The 18199-nt window shown below is 38.7% G+C and carries 13 protein-coding genes; 6 read left to right on the top strand and 7 right to left on the bottom strand.

Going from position 1 to position 18199, the window contains the following annotated elements:
• Positions 1–394: 394 nt before the first annotated feature.
• Complete coding sequence (locus AWW67_RS07040; RefSeq protein WP_176700010.1) at positions 395–5896, top strand: beta strand repeat-containing protein; 5502 nt, start codon at positions 395–397, stop codon at positions 5894–5896.
• Between the two features lie 8 nt (positions 5897–5904).
• Here AWW67_RS07040 and AWW67_RS07035 read toward each other — a convergent pair whose 3' ends face one another.
• The 7 genes from AWW67_RS07035 to AWW67_RS07005 all read right to left on the bottom strand — a co-directional run bounded on the left by AWW67_RS07035 (position 5905) and on the right by AWW67_RS07005 (position 12850).
• Positions 5905–6690 (bottom strand): Rossmann-like and DUF2520 domain-containing protein, encoded by a 786-nt coding sequence (locus AWW67_RS07035; protein ID WP_062300847.1) that lies wholly within the window; start codon positions 6688–6690, stop codon positions 5905–5907.
• A 67-nt stretch (positions 6691–6757) separates the two neighbouring features.
• Positions 6758–8053, bottom strand: coding sequence for an aminotransferase class V-fold PLP-dependent enzyme (locus AWW67_RS07030; RefSeq protein WP_062300846.1), 1296 nt, complete (start codon positions 8051–8053; stop codon positions 6758–6760).
• Between the two features lie 95 nt (positions 8054–8148).
• Positions 8149–10680 (bottom strand): cytochrome c biogenesis protein CcsA, encoded by a 2532-nt coding sequence (gene ccsA, locus AWW67_RS07025; RefSeq protein ID WP_062300845.1) that lies wholly within the window; start codon positions 10678–10680, stop codon positions 8149–8151.
• A gap of 21 nt (positions 10681–10701) precedes the next feature.
• The gene (locus AWW67_RS07020) at positions 10702–11100 is read right to left on the bottom strand and encodes a cytochrome c maturation protein CcmE domain-containing protein (protein WP_053222430.1); all 399 of its coding nucleotides are present in this window, start codon (positions 11098–11100) and stop codon (positions 10702–10704) included.
• A 65-nt stretch (positions 11101–11165) separates the two neighbouring features.
• Positions 11166–11426, bottom strand: a complete 261-nt coding sequence (locus AWW67_RS07015; protein WP_062300844.1) for a CcmD family protein — start codon at positions 11424–11426, stop codon at positions 11166–11168.
• 5 nt (positions 11427–11431) lie between these two features.
• Positions 11432–12094: a cytochrome c biogenesis protein CcsA gene (ccsA, locus tag AWW67_RS07010; protein WP_062300843.1), complete on the bottom strand. Its 663-nt coding sequence runs from the start codon at positions 12092–12094 to the stop codon at positions 11432–11434.
• Between the two features lie 72 nt (positions 12095–12166).
• Entirely contained in the window at positions 12167–12850 is a 684-nt protein-coding gene (locus AWW67_RS07005) for a heme exporter protein CcmB (protein ID WP_176700009.1), read from the bottom strand.
• Between the two features lie 184 nt (positions 12851–13034).
• Between AWW67_RS07005 and AWW67_RS07000 the strand changes: the two genes are divergently transcribed.
• Genes AWW67_RS07000 through AWW67_RS06980 form a run of 5 tightly spaced genes read left to right on the top strand, consistent with a single transcriptional unit; the run spans position 13035 to position 18055 of the window.
• Positions 13035–14321: a nucleotide sugar dehydrogenase gene (locus AWW67_RS07000; RefSeq protein ID WP_062300842.1), complete on the top strand. Its 1287-nt coding sequence runs from the start codon at positions 13035–13037 to the stop codon at positions 14319–14321.
• The gene (locus AWW67_RS06995) at positions 14321–15376 is read left to right on the top strand and encodes an NAD-dependent epimerase (protein WP_062300841.1); all 1056 of its coding nucleotides are present in this window, start codon (positions 14321–14323) and stop codon (positions 15374–15376) included. Before AWW67_RS07000 ends, AWW67_RS06995 begins: the two co-directional genes overlap by 1 nt.
• A gap of 1 nt (position 15377) precedes the next feature.
• Positions 15378–15950 carry an acyltransferase gene (locus AWW67_RS06990; RefSeq protein ID WP_062300840.1) on the top strand — a complete coding sequence of 191 codons (573 nt, stop codon included), beginning with the start codon at positions 15378–15380 and terminating at the stop codon, positions 15948–15950.
• Entirely contained in the window at positions 15947–16918 is a 972-nt protein-coding gene (locus tag AWW67_RS06985; RefSeq protein ID WP_062300839.1) for a Gfo/Idh/MocA family protein, read from the top strand. The genes AWW67_RS06990 and AWW67_RS06985 overlap by 4 nt, the downstream gene beginning before the upstream one ends.
• A gap of 3 nt (positions 16919–16921) precedes the next feature.
• On the top strand, positions 16922–18055 hold the full coding sequence (locus AWW67_RS06980) for a DegT/DnrJ/EryC1/StrS family aminotransferase (RefSeq protein WP_062300838.1): 1134 nt from the start codon (positions 16922–16924) through the stop codon (positions 18053–18055).
• Positions 18056–18199: the final 144 nt, after the last annotated feature.

Here is an 18199-nt window from a genome sequence, read left to right as displayed (position 1 = left end):
AAAGGTGGGTGTTTTGTGGCCAAATGCTAATTTTTATATCTAAGTGGCATAAGATTATTTTTGATTAACAAAAATATAATATACATTTGCCACCTCTTTCACCCACTATTTAAGGCAAAGCTACCATCTTTGCATCATTATTATTTTCCTCAACCCACCATTTACTTAACCATTTGATTTTGAACAAAAGATGTTCAACGAATTACTCAAACATTTTTCAATGTCATAGAAGAAAACCTATGGCGAGAGATTTTAACTAAAACAAAAGGTGAGGTACGTAGATTTAGTTGATACTTTTTTCGGGAGAGTTTTTTTAGGCATGCTATTGCTATGTTTTATCAATACGGCATTATTAGGGCAGTCCCATATAACTTCTATTAACTATGCAAGCCCTTTGCCAACCTCTGTTCCTTCAACAGTTTCGGTAACCTCACCGAGTGATGCTATCAATGACATTCAGCCAAGTTTACCCTACGATCTTTATTATGGAACAGGGGACAACTTGAAAATCAAGTCTTACACTGTTGGTGGTAAACTCTATGATAACTTTGTTCTTCCAGATACTTTAGTTATTAAGAGGACTGACAATCAAGCATATATCAACGTTTGGTATACTTTAGGTAGTATTGTTGACCCATCGTTTAGTCCACTTACACCAGGAGAACTGGAGTTAGATGCAGATGAAGTAGAAGATGCAGATGCCCTTTATCAGTCCGGGGTTTTGAATGCTGGTTATGATAATATTATGGTTAACGAGGATGATGAGGGACTCAATACCATACAAGCACAGGTAGAGCGTTTAGATGTAATTTGGTTTACAGGCTTAGTTACTTGTGAACCAGATAGTGCTGTTTTTCCAATCATTGAAAGGGGAGGAAATGATGAAATAAAGATTGCAGCAATACTCTCTCTTGATGTTAATGGCGAACCAGCATCTTATGGTTCAATGATTGATATTGAAGACTCAGATTGGCCAGACCCGACAAATTCAGGCACAGGAGGTGGACGCTCATTCGACAACTTTCTTATTTTAAGAAGACAGGATACGGGATTAGACCCAACCCCAATTATCAATATTGGTACTTTTTTTGGACAGAGTGCCCAAAGTTTGCAAGGAGTAGCGGTTTCTTTTAGTGAACTAGGAATTGCTGCAAATACAGTTATTTATGGCTTCTCAATTTTTGCATTCGACACAAACGATACAGATCATGATTTAACTGATATTTTCACTTTTCCTACCGATACCAAAGCCAGTGACTCAGGGCTTGATTTAGTTGCTGGTTTATCAGCGGGTGTGTCATCAGATAACTGTTTGACTCCAGGAACTGGGCCTGGAGGCTATAAAGCTGCTTTAACTACATGGTTAAAGGCTAATGTTGGAGTAACTACTGCTACTGATGGGAGTACCGTGACCGACTGGCAAGATCAGTGGATTGGAAATCATGATGCTACTACAGGAGTTGCCGCACCAACGTACAGAAGCACGACTAGCAACATCAATTTTAACCCTACGGTTGATTTTACTACAGGAAGTACAAGCCTCACTATAGCTAATAACCTAGCGTTTAATACAGGTGGGCCATATACTAAAAAGGGAATCAATTTAGCTTTTAGAACAAGCACTTCGGATATTAATACTCGTCAAGTATTATATGAGCAAGGAGGGAATGATCGAGGTATCACCGTTTATATTCGAGATGGAAAACTACACCTTTCGTCTTGGAACAGAACGAGTGATGGTAGCGGGTCTCCTTGGAATACGACAGCGAATGTGGCAACCATTGCAACAGCAACTTTGTCTGAGAATACAGAATACATAGTTACTTTAGAGTTTAGTGGAAACACATCTTCAACAGGTACAGTTACGGGCTACTTAAATGGCCAAAGCTTTGCGACCTTAAACAATGTTGGGCTACTTTATAGCGACACCGATGGAATAGAGTTTGGAGCTTCAGATGGAGCTTCAAGATATGACAATGGTAGCAGTAGCAGCGCAAACTCATATTATGGAGAAATTTCCGAACTTATTTACTGTAATGAGCCGGGTGCTTTCCTTATCTCACAACGCAATAGAATAGAGAGTTATTTGGCCGTAAAGTATGGAATCACACTTGACCAGTCGACTCCTATTAACTACGTAAATTCTCAAGGTGATATTGTTTTTAACACAACGCTAAACGCCTCTTTAGGAGGGTATTTGGAATACAACAAGGACATTGCAGGTATTGCAAGAGACGATAACTCTGAATTTGAGCAGGTTAAATCAAGGAGTGAAAACATGGGTTCTGTGGTTACTATCGATCATGGAGGTTCATTTCCTAATAACAACTCATGGCTAATTTGGGGGAATGACAGCGGTGATAAAGATGATGATGAAACCACAGATGTACCTCCTTTGATTACTCGTAGAGTAGAACGTGTTTGGAGAGTTGGTGAAACTGGTGAAACAGGAATTAATAGTGTTTCTTTCGATGTTACGGACTTTACGTTTAACGGAGGTGCACCTAGCGAATCGGATTATAGTTTACTCATCGCAAGCAACTCTTCTGGTGGAGTATTTACTTCTTCTCAAATTATAACAGGAGGCACATTAAGTGGTAATACAATTACTTTTTCAGGAGTAAATTTTGAAAATGGTCAGTACTTTACTTTAGGTACAGGTTTTATTAGCTGTGGGCCAGGTAATGTAACTACAAATTTAACCTTATGGCTAAGAGCAGACAATGGACCAAATACAACGGTTAATGGTGCAGATGTCACTACTTGGGGTGATTTTTCTGGAGGAAATGACGCTACAGGTGCTTCAAATTACCCTAACTATGTAACGAACGCTATTAATTTTAACCCAGCCGTAAATTTTGATGATGCAAACACTGAAGGATTAAATGGAACTGCCGGATTTTATACCACCGCCTATTATCTTGTTATCAAGCCAGATGTAACACAAACATCTGGAAGCTCATCCGATGTAATTGTTGGCTTTCAAACACCAACGGCTACAAACAATATTGGTGGTTTTGGAACAGGATCAATGACTCCTGATATATCGTCTGAAATATTTACAAATTTAGTAGGTGGAGGTGGTGGAACAAGGTCAGCCTCAGGCGTTTCATCGGGGGGCTACCCTGATGGTAATGTTGCAGCAGGAAAAAGTATTCTTGTCGGAGTTAGAAATAACGCTGGTAATAGTGAAACCAATATTTTTATTAATGGGATTAAAAGAGATAACCTAAAAAGAACCCCATTTCTAACGTCATCAAACGTATATTATAGACTTGGGGGATTTGCTTTACCAAATACATTCAATGTTACAACGTCTAACTTTGATGGACAAATTGCAGAGCTGATTTCATTCTCCGTACGCCCTGATGATACCAACGAACATCTTAGAATTCAAAGTTACTTGGCTATAAAATATGGTATAACGTTAGATCAAAGCACAGGACAAAATTATTTGAATTCATCAAGTTCAGTGATTTGGAACGCCACGGACAACGCTTCATATAAGAACGATATTGCTGGTATTGGCAGAGATGATGATTCCTGTTTTGAACAGAAACAATCTAAAAGTGTAAATAATGATGCCATTGTTACTATTGGCCTTGGAGGTATTGCGGCAGATAATAAATCCAATCTTAATAGTTTCTCAGCAGATGAATCATTTTTGGTTTGGGGTAATGATAATGCAGATAAAGAACAGTCAAACGCTGTAAATGCTACAAATGATGGTAGTCCGGATGTTCCTACTGGGGTTACTGAGCGAATGAGAAGGGTTTGGAGAGTAGATGAAACGGGAACTGTAGGTAATACTACTGTATCTTTCGATTTAACAGGCCTAGGTTATTCTTCTTCGGCAGCAGACTTTAAACTGATCAGGTCTGCTAGTTCAACCATGGCCTCTGGTACCACAGTAGGTGGAGGTACTTTCAATGGTAATGTATTGACTTTTGAGAATGTAGATTTTGCCGATGGAGATTATTTTACACTTGGAACAGCAATAGAGCTTTGTGGTCCAGGTGGAGTAACAAGTGGTTTAGCCTTATGGTTAAAAGCAAATAATGGTCCTGATGCTGTTGTAAATGATGCTACCGTTAATACTTGGACCGATAAGAGTACGGCAGATAATGATGGAGCATTGACACCAAATGGAGTATCTCCAGTATTACCAAAGCTCAAAACAGCCACCTTTAATTTTAATCCCGTTGTTCGTTTTTCTGACCCAGGTAATTCGGATTTAGCATATATAAGTACCGATAATGGTAATGTGGTAAGTGATGATATGACTTTAGCAACTGTATTCTCAACTACTCAAAATGGAGGGAATACTGGAAACTTTGAGGATTCTCCAGTGCTAATGAGCTCTGGCGTATCGGGAGGAACAGCCGATTATGCATTAGGCTTGGCAGATAATGGTGCAGTTCATTTTAATGCTGCTAATAACTCTGGTCGTACTGCTTATAGCACTGCCAAATACAATAACGGTATTCCTCATATTGCAATGGGAACCCGTGTAAAGGCAGCCTCTGGAACAGTTAAACTGTATGTGGATGCTGCGAATGTAGGTTCTGGTACCTCCGATAATGTTTCGTTAAATGGTGGTACAGCTATGGGTATAGGAAATAACGGAGCTATTGCTGATTATACAATAAACTCTCAGCTACAGGGAAATATAGCCGAAGTGCTAGCTTACTCTAGGGTTTTGACAGCCAATGAGCGTGTGCGAGTTGATTCATACCTTGCTTTAAAATACGGAATCACTAGAGCTGGAGATACAGGTGAAAAAGATTATTTAGCCTCTGATAGTGGCGTAGTATGGGATTGGACCGAACAACCGACTTATAACTATAACATTTCTGGCTTGGCTCGAGATGACAACTCTTGTTTCCTTCAAGAAACCTCTAAGAGTTCTAATGCCGGTACCATTGTTAAAATGGCGTCAGTCAGTCCGATTGGAGATGATGATTCGTTCTCGATATGGGGAAGTGAAAATAAGCCACTAACTGGAACAAAGGCTGACGGAAATACAGAGTTTAATACTTCTCAAGTAAAGAGTAGGCTATTTAGAGAATGGTATGTTCAAGAGACCGGAACAGTTGGACAAGTTGATTTAACTTTTGACTTATTCTCAATTGGCGGACCTTCTGGTGTAGGAACAAACAACCTTAACCTTGTAAGGCTAATGCTAGATGCGGATGGAGATTTCACCTCAGGTGTTACTCTTCAAGCACCTACTTCAATTGATGCGGTTAAGAAAACAGTAACCTTTAGAGTTGACTTAACCGATACACAATTCTTTACATTAGGAGCAACTGAAAAGTATGCGCTTCCAATTACCTTGATTTCATTTGATGCTAAGAATATCAATAATGAATCTGTTCAATTGAATTGGACAACGGCTAGTGAAGAAGGTAACGCTTATTACACAATTGAAAGAAGTGCAAACGGAAAGGATTTCACAGCAATTGGAGTACTTAATGGGGCTGGAAATAGTGATGAGATATTAAACTATACATATACTGATTCAGAGCCTTTGAGCGGCACTTCTTATTACCGATTAAAGCAGACTGACTTTAATGGTGAGTTTGAATATTCAGAGGTGAAAAGGGTGCTGCTAAACAAAGCTCAACTGGAAATCAATACTGCATTCAGTGTATTCCCTAATCCTGTTGTTTTTGGGGAGAAATTTAAACTTGCTTATAGAGTAGCTGAAGATCAAGAAATTGAGCTTCAGGTAGTGACTTCCAGTGGTGTAGTAGTAAGTAGTTCCAACTTTGAAATTAAGGCTGCTTCAGGTCACATAGAGCTTGATTCTAAAGACTTGCCAAAAGGCTTAAACATGATCAGAATCATTGATCGAGACAGAAAAGTAGTCACAATTAAAATGTTGGTTCGTTAGCGAGCAGTTTATTCTTCAGAATAATAATCGATGATATTTTGGGAGATTGCCCTGTAGATTTCTGCTATCTCTGGATTGTTAGATAAAGCCTGAAAGTGATTGTCCAAGGTTTCGAAATCGCCTCTTTTTGCAGGGCCAGTTTGAGCATTATTGGGGCCTATTTCAAGCGACTTATTGAGCGTTTCAACAATTAATGGCTCTAGCAAGTCAAAATTGAGGTTTCTGTTTTCTAAAATACCTTTTGAAATCGTAAACAGATGGTTTGTGAAGTTGCAGGCAAAAACAGCTGCCAAGTGAATCGTTCTTCTATCTCGGCTATCCATTAACTGAACTTTGTTGCTAATGCTTTTGGCCAAACTGTTCAAGGCATTTTCTGTCATTTTGTTTTCTGCTTCAATGCCAATTGGAATTTCTGAAAAGTTCACGGCCTTGCCTTTGCTAAAGGTTTGAAGTGGATAAAAGACCCCTTGGTTTTCCGTTCGTGCGTAACCCAAAGCAGCCATTGCTACAGACCCCGAAGTATGGACTAAAATTGCGTTTTTTGGAAGTAAAATTTCAGGTGCAATTTCAGCAATAGCGTCATCCGAAACGGCCAAAATAAATATTTGAGCATTGCTATCATTAAAGTTGAGTTTACTTGTGGTTTTAGCATTAAAAAAGTCTAAAGCAAAGTGTTTGGCCTTTCTGATATCTCGGTTATAAATATCAGTAATTACATGCCCTGCGTTTTCAAATGCTCTGGCCAAGTGCCAAGCAACATTCCCGGTGCCTATAATACCTATTTGATAGCTCATGGTTCGAAGTTAGAAAAACGAATGGAATGGTTGATATCGAAAGCACTGTTCTTCTCTCCAATAAAGTTTACTTAGGTGTTCCGGCAATTTTAAGCATGGCTTCTACCAACCGATCTAAGTCATACTTTGTAGTGTACACATGCGGGGTAATTCTAGGGCCGTTTACCTTTTCCCATTGCACAGGGCTCGTATGTATTTTGTATTCATTAAAAAGCCTGTTGTGTACTTCTCCAGCGGTCATGCCTGCTACGCCAAAGTTGCATAGGGCTCTACTATACTCTGGTTTTAGCGAAGTGTATGGAATAACGTTTTTATGGTGAATCACTTCCTTGGCCCAATATTGCTTCAAGTATTCTAATCTGGCTCCTTTTCGCTCTTGGCCAATTGCGTTATGAAAGTTGAGTGCTCCGCCAATGGCTTGTTCGGTAGCAAAAGAGCGAGTACCAATGTTTTCGAATTTGCGGATATTTGTTTCTTGGTCTTCGGGCGAGGCCAAAAGAGGCCAAATATCTTTTATTTTTTCCTTTCTAATGTAAAGCATTCCCGTACCAAAGGGTGCGCAAAGCCATTTATGAAGGCTTGTTCCGAAGTAATCGCAGCCCAAATCTGAGATTTTAAAATCTAAGTGAGCGAAGGTGTGTGCTCCGTCTACCACAGAATCAATTCCTCTTTTTCGGGCTTCGGCACACAACTTTTTGGCTGGCATAATTTGACCCGTCCAATTAATCATGTGGGTAATATGAAAAACACGTGTTCGTGGCGTTACCGCATCAGTAAATTGCTTTACAATGATATCATCGTTTTCATTGGGTAAATCTAAATCCAACCAAACCAATTTTATTCCATCGCGTTTTTCACGCTGCTTCCAAGCATTTATCATGTTTGGGTAATCATATTTGGTCAGAATTACTTCGTCTCCCTTTTTCAGGTTCATTCCAAATATTACCGTGTTGATGGCCTCAGTGGTATTTCGGTTGATGGCTATTTCATCTGGAGAGCAACCAGCGAGTTCGGCAAGTTTATCTCTAACAGGTTCGCGGCCTTGGTCAAGAATTCGCCACATGTAATAAGAAGGTGCTTCGTTGGCGTATTGGTAGTAGCGAATCACAGCATCTTGCACCACTTTTGGCTGTGGACTTACTCCTCCATTATTAAGGTTAATTATATTGGGGGAAGTAGTATAGGCCTGCTGAATCCTTGCCCAAAGCTCTTCGTCTTGGGCAGCGGCTTCAGGAGAAAGCTGATTTATTTCCACCATCGCCTGACTTACATCTTCGGCAACGGATTTTTTAAAGAATGAAGTTAGAGAAAGACTTCCTGCCGTTAAAAAGGATTTTTGGATAAATGATCTGCGTGAATTCATAGCCTAAAAAAGTTTAGTCAACTCAAATTAGGCAATTTTCAACATTTTAAAACCGTTGATTAGAAGAGAGGTAAAAACGCCACGGTTTGGCGATTTTACTCAACCCCCTTATCTCTCATTTGCATAAATTCGACATAACGTCTTCTTACTGCTATAATAAAGCCAGCAATCATCACCAAAGTACCAATCCAAAGCACATTGATGTGTGGCTTCTCTAGCGCTTTCATAATAATAAAATCCTTTTGAGTAGTGTTTAAACCTAGAGTCACAGAGCCTGCGTCAGGGTTAATACTTTCCACCGAGATTTTAGAAGCAATTTCTTTAATTACATCTGGTTGTTTACCTACTTGTCCATTCTGGATAATGAAAATAGGTTGGGCTAGGTATTTTTCATTGTCTTCGGCATAAACCGTAATATTTGCTCTTACGGCTACATCATCAGGGCCAAGAGTAGCGAAACTCATGCGCTCGACTCTTTCTAAACCATTGAAGTCGGCTACGTAGTCATTGATGAAAAAGCGTTGTCCAGCTTTTACTTCAATCTCTTGTTTTTCACCCCATTCAATGTCTTCTTCAAAATTTGGTTTTACAGAAACATAAGAATAGATATCTCTACCCCATAGCTTTTTAATATCAGGAGAAATCACATCACCCATTTGTGGGTTTACTTGTATTCTTGGGTATAGTGTAAACTCTTTCCCTGTTTCTAAATCCTTATAATCTGTTTGATAATAGAAGTTTTCAGGGCTTTGGAGATAAACCGTGTCGCCAGCTTGGGCGTAGGTCTTACCGTCAACTACAATGTCTTGCTTTACTACTTTATAGTAAGGGTCTTCAGTATTATTGAGATTCGATTTCTTAACATAGCCAGGTATATCGTATACTTTCATAAGTTCATTACGGTAAGTAATCTCATACTTATCCATAAAACTTGGCTCATTTAAGAAAAGAGGAATGTTAGTTTGATTTTGATCATCCGTCCATTCTTTACTTATGAGAAGTGTATTGCGAGAAATAGCTTCAGAGTAACCCTCTGAAAACATGATCCCAATTAACATCATGGCGATACCAATATGGGCAACTGAACCGCCAACCAACTTAAAGCTCTTACTTTTCAGCAGTTCTAAAAGAATTTTTGTATTGGCCACAATGGAGTACATTCCAGCAACGAGTACGAGAATATATACTGGGTCATAAATTTTAGCTACAATGAAAATAACAGCACTCAGCAATAATGAAATCAATACAGGAAAAGTGAGTGACGCAATAAGCTTTTCCTTGTCCATTTTTTTCCAAAAGAAAAACTGACCAGTTCCACTAAGTAGAGCTACAGCTATTGCAAACCAAACTTGGCTATTTGAATAAAATTCAATTTGATTGGCTGGTTGAGCAAGTGTAGAAATGCCACCAAACAATTCAATGATTTTGTTGAATACAGGGAATGAGGTTGGAATCAATACTTGAAATGCCATTAGAGACAGCGTTAGTGCTCCAATAAACACCCAAAATTCTCTAGAATAAGTTGATGCTTCCTTTTCGGAAGAAGGAATTTGCTTCCAAACCCTTACTGCGAATATGATAGAAATGATAAGGAAGAACATCAAGTAAATCAGAAGCTGTCCTGAAAGCCCTAAGTCAGTAAAAGAGTGAACTGACGCATTCCCTAAAATTCCACTTCTTGTTAAAAAGGTAGAATAGAGAATAAGTATAAAAGAAGTAATTACCAGAATGATCGATGTCTTTAGCGCTGTGGCGCTTTTCTTAAAGGTAATCATGGTATGAATACTGGCTACCATAATCAGCCAAGGCACATAAACTGCGTTTTCAACGGGATCCCAGTTCCAATAGCCACCAAAGTTTAGGGTTTCGTAAGCCCAATAACCTCCCATAATAATAGCAGTACCTAAAATCATGGTGCCAAAAATTGTCCATGGTAAAGCGGGCCTTATCCATTCTTTCACCCTGCCAGTCCAAAGCCCAGCAATACAATAAGAGAATGGAATTAGAGAGCAGGCAAAGCCTAAGAATGTCATTGGAGGGTGAATAACCATCCAGTAGTTCTGTAATAATGGATTAAGTCCAGTTCCGTCTTCAGGTATAAAGTCTGGATTGATTAGGAAAATGGGGTCATTCAGTACCTCTCTTAACAATAGGAAAGGAGAACTTCCTATTTTCAAATCGCCAATTACAACACCTAATATCATTGAAGCCAAGAATGCCTGAACTACGGCAAAAACCGTCATTACAGGAGCTTCCCATTTACGGTTGGTTTTAATAATAATGAAGCCTAAAAGTGCATTCCAGAATAACCAAAGCATAAAACTTCCTTCTTGGCCTTCCCAAAAGGAGGCAATCATATAATAGGGAGGAAGGTTTTTTGAGGCGTGACTCCAAGCGTAATGATACTCGAAGTAATTATTATAAATTATGATGTATAGCGTAACCACCACACCAACTACTGAAAGGCCATGGAAAATAAAGGCAGCACGGCTAAAGCTGACCCAAGGGGATTTGCCTACCTCATTATTATTAGTGGCTTTGAAATACCCAAAGGCCGCCATTAATGAAGTAATAAATGAAATTATAATGAGGAGGTGGCCAATATTGCCTATGCCTGTATGTACCATGCTTGGTTACCTTATTTCAGATTAAAGTTCAGTCTCTTCGTATTTAGAAGGGCACTTGAGAAGTATTTTATCAGCAATAAACTTGTCATCGTGATAAGACCCAATTACTACCACCTTCTCTGACCTAAGAAAATCAGAAGGCATTGGTTCGTTATAATATACGGTTTGCTCTAGGTTGTTATCATCTAGCATAACAAACGATACAGAAAGCTTGTCTGGGCTTGGGTTTACACCAATTACTTGACCAACAGTGTTCTTTTTAAGCTCTCCTACCACATGGATTTTTTTGTTGCTTCCATTCTCAGCCATTTCTTTGGCTACATCAAATGAAACATAAGAGCTAGCACTGTTTTGTGTAGAAATGATGATAGCGATGGCGATGGCGATCACTACGATTCCGATGATACTCGATTTTTTCATAACAGGAATTTTTTGGGTTCAACGGGATGAACCACTATTTGGGTGCGAAATTACAACACAAACGACTATGAATTAGCCTTTTCTTTGAAAACCTCCTTCTCAAGCTTGCTTATCTTTTTATCAACTGAAATAGTATAAGCACTAAGGCCCACAAAAAGAATCATAATAACGGCTACAACGACATATATTTTACCATTTGAGCGCATTGTATCGGCCATTTCAACCGTTTGATCTTTGTAACTGTCATCGGTAATTTCATATGCGCCATCTTGGGCAATGGAAGCTAAGCTGAAGCAAAGGAAAAGGATGGTGAGAAATTTTTTCATATCAATTAATCTTCTAAAGCACGTTCAATTTGTCGGGTTCTAACTCTTAGGTTGGCTAACCAAGCCCCCATGAGGGTCCAGCCAATTACGGCAGGGTAGAAAACAACCCTTAGCTTACTATCGAGGTCATAAGAATTAAAACCAGGATTTCCTCCATTACCTGGGTGAAGCGAGTTAGGGTCTAGTCTTGGTAAAATGAAAAGGAGCGGAATCATTGCCGCATAGGCAAAGATGTTATAAACACCGCTTACTCGAGCCCTTTGTTGTTCATCTTTCATTGAGTTACGAAGCACTAAATAAGCAAAGTAAATCAATAGGCATATGGCAGCAGCATTTTGTTTGGAATCACCACTCCATGGTTCACCCCATGTATAATTTGCCCAAACTGCTCCGGTAATAATTCCTAAGGCTCCCATTAAAACCCCTGCTTTGGCCAGTTCTACGGATTTGTCATCTAGTGTAATTTGCCCTGATCGTAAATATTTAATCGCATAAACCATTGATGCAGTTAGCAGTATTACCATCCCAAACCACATGGTAACATGGAAATGGAGGTTTCGAATAGTTTCGTTTAGAATATTTAATCGGGGGGCATCCATGAGTAATCCTGCCAATAGTGTGTAGGTTACTAGAATTAAGGCTAGGGCTTTCCACCAGTTTTTCTTCATGACAATTAACCTTTAGTGGCTCATTTAACAAAGCGATTAGACGAGAGTTAACTCAGAATGGTTGCGCTTCTTTTATGATCGCCAAAGATAAGGGAATAACAAGTAAGATACCGCGAATACGATTGCATTTATGGCTACCAGTATTAGAATTTCGTCTGTACTCACCGATCGATCAAGTCCATCCATAGCGTTTTTAGAAAGCTTGATTACCATCAGGATAATAGGAAGTATAACAGGAAAGCTCAAAACGGCCATCAGCGAGGTGCTATTTTCAGCTTTAGCAGCAATACCAGAAATCATGGTAAGGCTAGATGCCAAACCTAAAGAGCCAAGTACAATGGCAATCAGGAAATAGAGCAGGTCAAAGGTAGCACCCTCTTCATTGGCTCTTTCCATTACAAAGGAATAGATTGCAAAACCAACTAAGGCCAAGGCCAAGAGTAAGAGCGCATTATAGATAATTTTAGAAATAATGATTTCAATAGGGCTTGCTATGGAGTAATAATAAAGAGCCCTACCTCTCGATTCTTGAATAAAACTTTTAGCAACAGAATTCACAGCAGTAAAGAGAAGTATAATCCAAAATAGCGCGTTCCATGTTATAGCGTCTATGGCTCCTGCTTTTAGTCCAAAACTCATATAGCACACAAAAATGGTGCTGGCCAAATAAAGTACCATCCCATTCAATGCGAACCGCTGTCTCCATTCAGAGAGTAGCTCTTTTCCTATTAGAGAGAATATTTGATTCTTGTTCATTTTAGATGGGCAAATATAGGGCTTTCAGAACAGTGTGTTTGAATTTTTGCTAATTATCACCCAATCAGGGTATTGACGAATGTTAGTAAAATGTTAAGAGATAAATATGGGAGAGAATAAACTCTTTTATTCCACTTGAAGAATCTTTTATAATCCCTATTTTCGTGCCGAACAAATTTTTGGCATGTCAGAGAATAAGATTGCAATTATTGGATTGGGCTATGTTGGCCTTCCGTTGGCAGTAGCTTTTGCGGAGAAATACAAGGTTTTTGGCTTTGATATCAATCAACCGAGAATTGAAGAATTAAATAATGGTCATGATAGAACTCTTGAGGTAGAAGATGATCTTCTTTCTTCGGTTTTGGCAAAGAAAGATTCCACATTGGGTCTTTTTAACACAAATCAATTAGACGACATTAAGGACTGTAATATATTTATTGTGACAGTCCCAACACCAATTGATGACGATCAAAACCCTGACCTAACACCGCTAATTAAAGCTTCTGAAACGGTGGGAGGAGTGCTTAAAAAAGGAGATATTGTTATTTATGAATCGACTGTTTATCCTGGAGCAACTGAAGAAGATTGTGTGCCTGTTTTGGAAAATAAGTCTGGATTAAAATTCAATAAGGATTTTTATTGTGGTTACTCACCTGAGCGCATTAATCCAGGAGATAAAGAACATACCGTAAAGAAGATTCTAAAAGTTACTTCTGGTTCTACACCAGACATAGCAGAAAGAGTTGACCAACTTTACAAAAGTGTAATTACTGCAGGAACATATAAAGCGGCCTCAATAAAGGTGGCGGAAGCTGCCAAAGTAATAGAGAACTCACAGCGTGACATAAACATTGCTTTCGTAAATGAATTGGCAATGATTTTTAATAAAATGGGTATTGATACTGTTGACGTGCTAGAAGCTGCAGGTACAAAGTGGAACTTCTTACCATTTAGACCAGGCTTAGTGGGAGGTCACTGTATAGGGGTTGATCCATACTATTTAGCTCAAAAGGCGAAAAAAACTGGATACTACCCGCAAATTCTCTTGGCAGGTAGAAGACTCAATAATAGCATTGGTCCCTACGTTGGCAGTCAAGTAGTCAAGCTTTTGATGAAGAAAGGAAAGGTTATCAGAGATTCAAAAGTGCTGGTTTTAGGTATTACTTTTAAAGAGAATTGTCCAGACATTCGTAATTCTAGAGTGATTGATATCATTCAGGAATTGAAAGAGTTTGAGGTGAATGTAGATGTGTTTGATCCTTGGGCAGAGCCTAAAGAAGTTAAGCATGAATACGGTTTGGACTTGGTTGGTCAATCGGAACTTGACCTAAAATCTTATGACGGAGTTGTATTGGCCGTGGCACATAATGAGTTTAAGTCTATGATGGAACCTGAGAATATCGATTCAGACTCGGTTATTTATGATGTGAAATCATTCCTTCCAAAAGAAACTATCACAGCTCGATTATAATGGCAAAAATTCTAATTACGGGAACAGCAGGTTTCATTGGCTTTCATTTAGCAAAAAAGCTTCTTGAAAGAGGAGATGAAGTTGTAGGTCTAGATTCAATTAACGACTATTACGACATTCGAGTTAAGCATGGCCGACTGCTAGAAACTGGTATTAACCCTGAAGAAGTTGAGTACAATAAGCTAGTTCAGAGCTCTAAATTTAAGACTTATCGTTTTATTCAATGTCAATTAGAAGACGCTGAAAACCTAAATCAATTGTTTGAGGCAGAGAAATTTGATAAAGTGATTAATCTCGCTGCTCAAGCTGGGGTTAGATATAGCCTAGAAAACCCAAAAGCTTATATAGATAGTAATATCGTGGGGTTTGTTAACATTCTGGAAGCCTGTAGACATAACAAAGTCAAACACTTATCTTACGCCAGTAGTTCATCTGTTTATGGTCTGAATGAGACTCGCCCTTTTTCTACGAGCCATAATGTAGATCACCCCATTAGTCTGTATGCCGCTAGCAAAAAGAGTAACGAGTTAATGGCACATACCTACAGTCATTTGTTTGGCTTGCCAACAACTGGTTTAAGGTTCTTTACAGTCTATGGCCCTTGGGGAAGACCAGATATGGCCTTATTTTTATTCACCAAAGCAATCTTAGATGGAAAACCGATTCAGGTTTTCAATAATGGGGAAATGTCAAGAGACTTTACCTACGTTGATGATATTGTTGAAGGCGTTACCAGAGTAAATGATAATCCTCCAAAAGGCAATGAAAGTTGGTCTGGTTCTCAGCCTGACCCTGGGTCGTCTAGAGCACCATATAAGATTTACAATATAGGTAACAATTCACCGGTAAAACTGATGGATTTTGTGACGACTATTGAAAAGGTTTTAGGGAAGGAGGCTGAAAAGCAATTTATGCCAATGCAGCTAGGTGATGTTTCTGCGACTTATGCGGATGTTCAAGATTTGATTGATGATTTAGATTACAAGCCAGCTACATCGCTAGAGTTTGGAGTAGGGAAGTTTATTGAGTGGTACAGGAAATTTTATAAAATTTAATATGGGATATTTTGCTCATGAATCTGCAATAGTTGACGAAGGGTGTCATATTGGTGAAGGCACTAAGATTTGGCATTTTTCACATATTATGCCGAACTGTGTTCTTGGGAGGAACTGCAATATTGGTCAAAATGTAGTGGTTAGTCCAGAAGTCGTTTTGGGAGATAATGTCAAGGTCCAAAATAATGTAAGTATCTATACGGGAGTAACATGTGAGGACGATGTATTTCTTGGTCCTTCAATGGTTTTTACAAATGTTATTAATCCAAGAAGTGCTGTAAACAGGCGTGGTCAATATTCAAAAACTACAGTCAAGAAAGGAGTTTCAATTGGAGCCAATGCAACGATTGTTTGTGGAAATGATATTGGTCAGTTTGCATTTATTGGTGCTGGAACGGTAGTAACAAAAGAGGTTTTGCCCTACGCACTTATAGTCGGTAATCCAGGTAGGCAAATTGGTTGGATTAGTGAGTTTGGGCATAGGCTCAATTTTGACGAAAACGGTATTGCTCGGTGCTCAGAATCAAATGAATTATACACACTTTCAAATGGTCATGTGACTAAAAATATATGAAGAATTTTGCACTCATCGGGGCGGCAGGATATATAGCTCCAAGACATTTAAATGCGATTAAAGAAACTAATAATAACTTAGTTGCGGCTCTGGACACTTTTGATAGTGTTGGAATTATGGATTCATATTTCCCCAACGCTGACTTTTTTGTGGAGTTTGAAAGGTTCGATAGGCATATTTATAAAATGAAAAACGATAAAGGTATTCAGCTTGACTATACAAGTATCTGTACTCCTAATTACTTACATGACGCTCATATTAGAACAGCATTGAGAGTGGGTTCTGACGCTATCTGCGAAAAGCCTTTAGTTTTAAACCCTTGGAATATAGATGCGCTGAGTAAGGTAGAGGAGACAACAGGAAAGAGAGTATGGAATATTCTGCAACTCAGGGTTCATCCTAGCATTATTGCCTTAAAGAAGAAAATAGACGAAGGATCGAAAGATAAAATTTATGATATCGATTTAACTTATTTGACGTCTAGAGGACATTGGTATTACACCTCATGGAAAGGAGATTTGCAGAAGTCTGGTGGTATAGCTACTAACATAGGTGTTCATTTTTTTGACATGCTAAGTTGGATTTTCGGTGGAGTCAAATCAAATAAAGTACACGTTCATACGCATGACAGAGCCTCTGGATTTTTAGAGTTGGACAGGGCTAATGTAAGGTGGTTTCTTTCAATTGACGAGAATGTGCTTCCAAAAGAGGTGGTTGAGAAGGGACAAAGAACTTTTCGATCAATTACTGTAGAAGGTGACGAGTTGGAATTTAGTGGTGGATTTACAGACCTTCATACTACATCATATACTGAGATACTTGCTGGCAATGGTTATGGAGTTGAAGAAACTCGACAAGCAATTGAGCTCGTTCATAATATAAGACATGCTACCCCTATTGGTTTAACTGGAGATTATCATCCGTTAGCAAAACTACCTCTTTCCTCTCATCCATTTAGTGAAAAATAAAATATGAAGCCAATTCAAATGGCCGATTTAATTGGCCAATATCAAAAAATTAAGGACGAAATTCAATTGGAAATTGGTAAGGTTCTAGATACAGCGTCATTCATTAATGGGCCTATTGTAAAAGAGTTTCAGGCTCATCTTGAGGATTATCTTTCTGTCAAACATGTAATTCCATGTGCCAATGGTACAGACGCCCTTCAGGTAATTATGATGGCATATGATTTTCCGAAAGGTGCCGAAGTAATAGTTCCTTCATTCACTTATGTAGCAACAGTAGAAGTTATAGCTCTTCTGGGGTTAAAGCCAGTATTTGTAGAAGTTTATCCCGACACCTTCAATATTGATATAGAAGATTTAGAATCAAAAATCACGGATCAGACAGTGGCAATCGTGCCTGTACATTTGTATGGACAATGTGCCGCTATGGAGCGCTTAATGACTGTTGCTAAAAAGCATAATTTAAAGGTTTTTGAAGATACAGCTCAAGCCATTGGAGCTGATTATAAATACAGTGATGGAAATACTGTAAAAGCTGGAACGATTGGAGATGCTGGAGCTACGTCATTTTTCCCTTCCAAAAACTTAGGGGCATATGGTGATGGCGGAGCTATAATGACCAATGACGATGAGCTTGCAGCAAAACTCAGAATGATTGTCAATCATGGCCAAAGTGAAAGATACTATCATGATTCTATTGGAGTGAATTCGAGACTAGATAGTATTCAAGCGGCAATTTTAAAAGTTAAACTGAAGTATTTAGACGGGTATAACCATGCTCGTCAGCAAGTAGCAGAAGTATATAATGAAGCCTTTGCCGCTACAGATGAGATAATCACGCCAATCACGGCTGATTTCACTAGTCATGTTTATCATCAATATACGATTAAGTTGAAAGATGCCTCAAAGAGGAATGAGTTGAACAAGTACCTTGCTGCTCAAGGAATTCCGTCTATGATTTACTATCCAGTCCCTAACCATCTACAAAAAGCCTATAGTTATTATGGGTATAGGGAAGGGGACTTCAAAATCACAGAAGACCTTTGTTCTAGAGTGGTTTCTTTTCCTATTCATACTGAAATGGAGAGTGAGCAACAAGATTATATAATTGAAAATGTGTTAAAGTTTTTCTCTTTATAGAGATACTTTATCATTGGCTTGTCATTGTGTTTTTGACAGGTTAAAAAATTAACATACAAATATTAAGAGGTTTATTGCTATTTGAAAATATTGAGTAAATTTGTTACTCAATATTGAGTTCTGACTTGGGACTTACGAGGCGAA

The sequence above is a fragment of the Roseivirga seohaensis genome (assembly GCF_001592945.1).
Taxonomy (GTDB): Bacteria; Bacteroidota; Bacteroidia; order Cytophagales; family Cyclobacteriaceae; genus Roseivirga; species Roseivirga seohaensis.
Note: the sequence above shows the minus strand (reverse complement) of the source record. Positions and strands in the feature narration are given on the sequence as shown.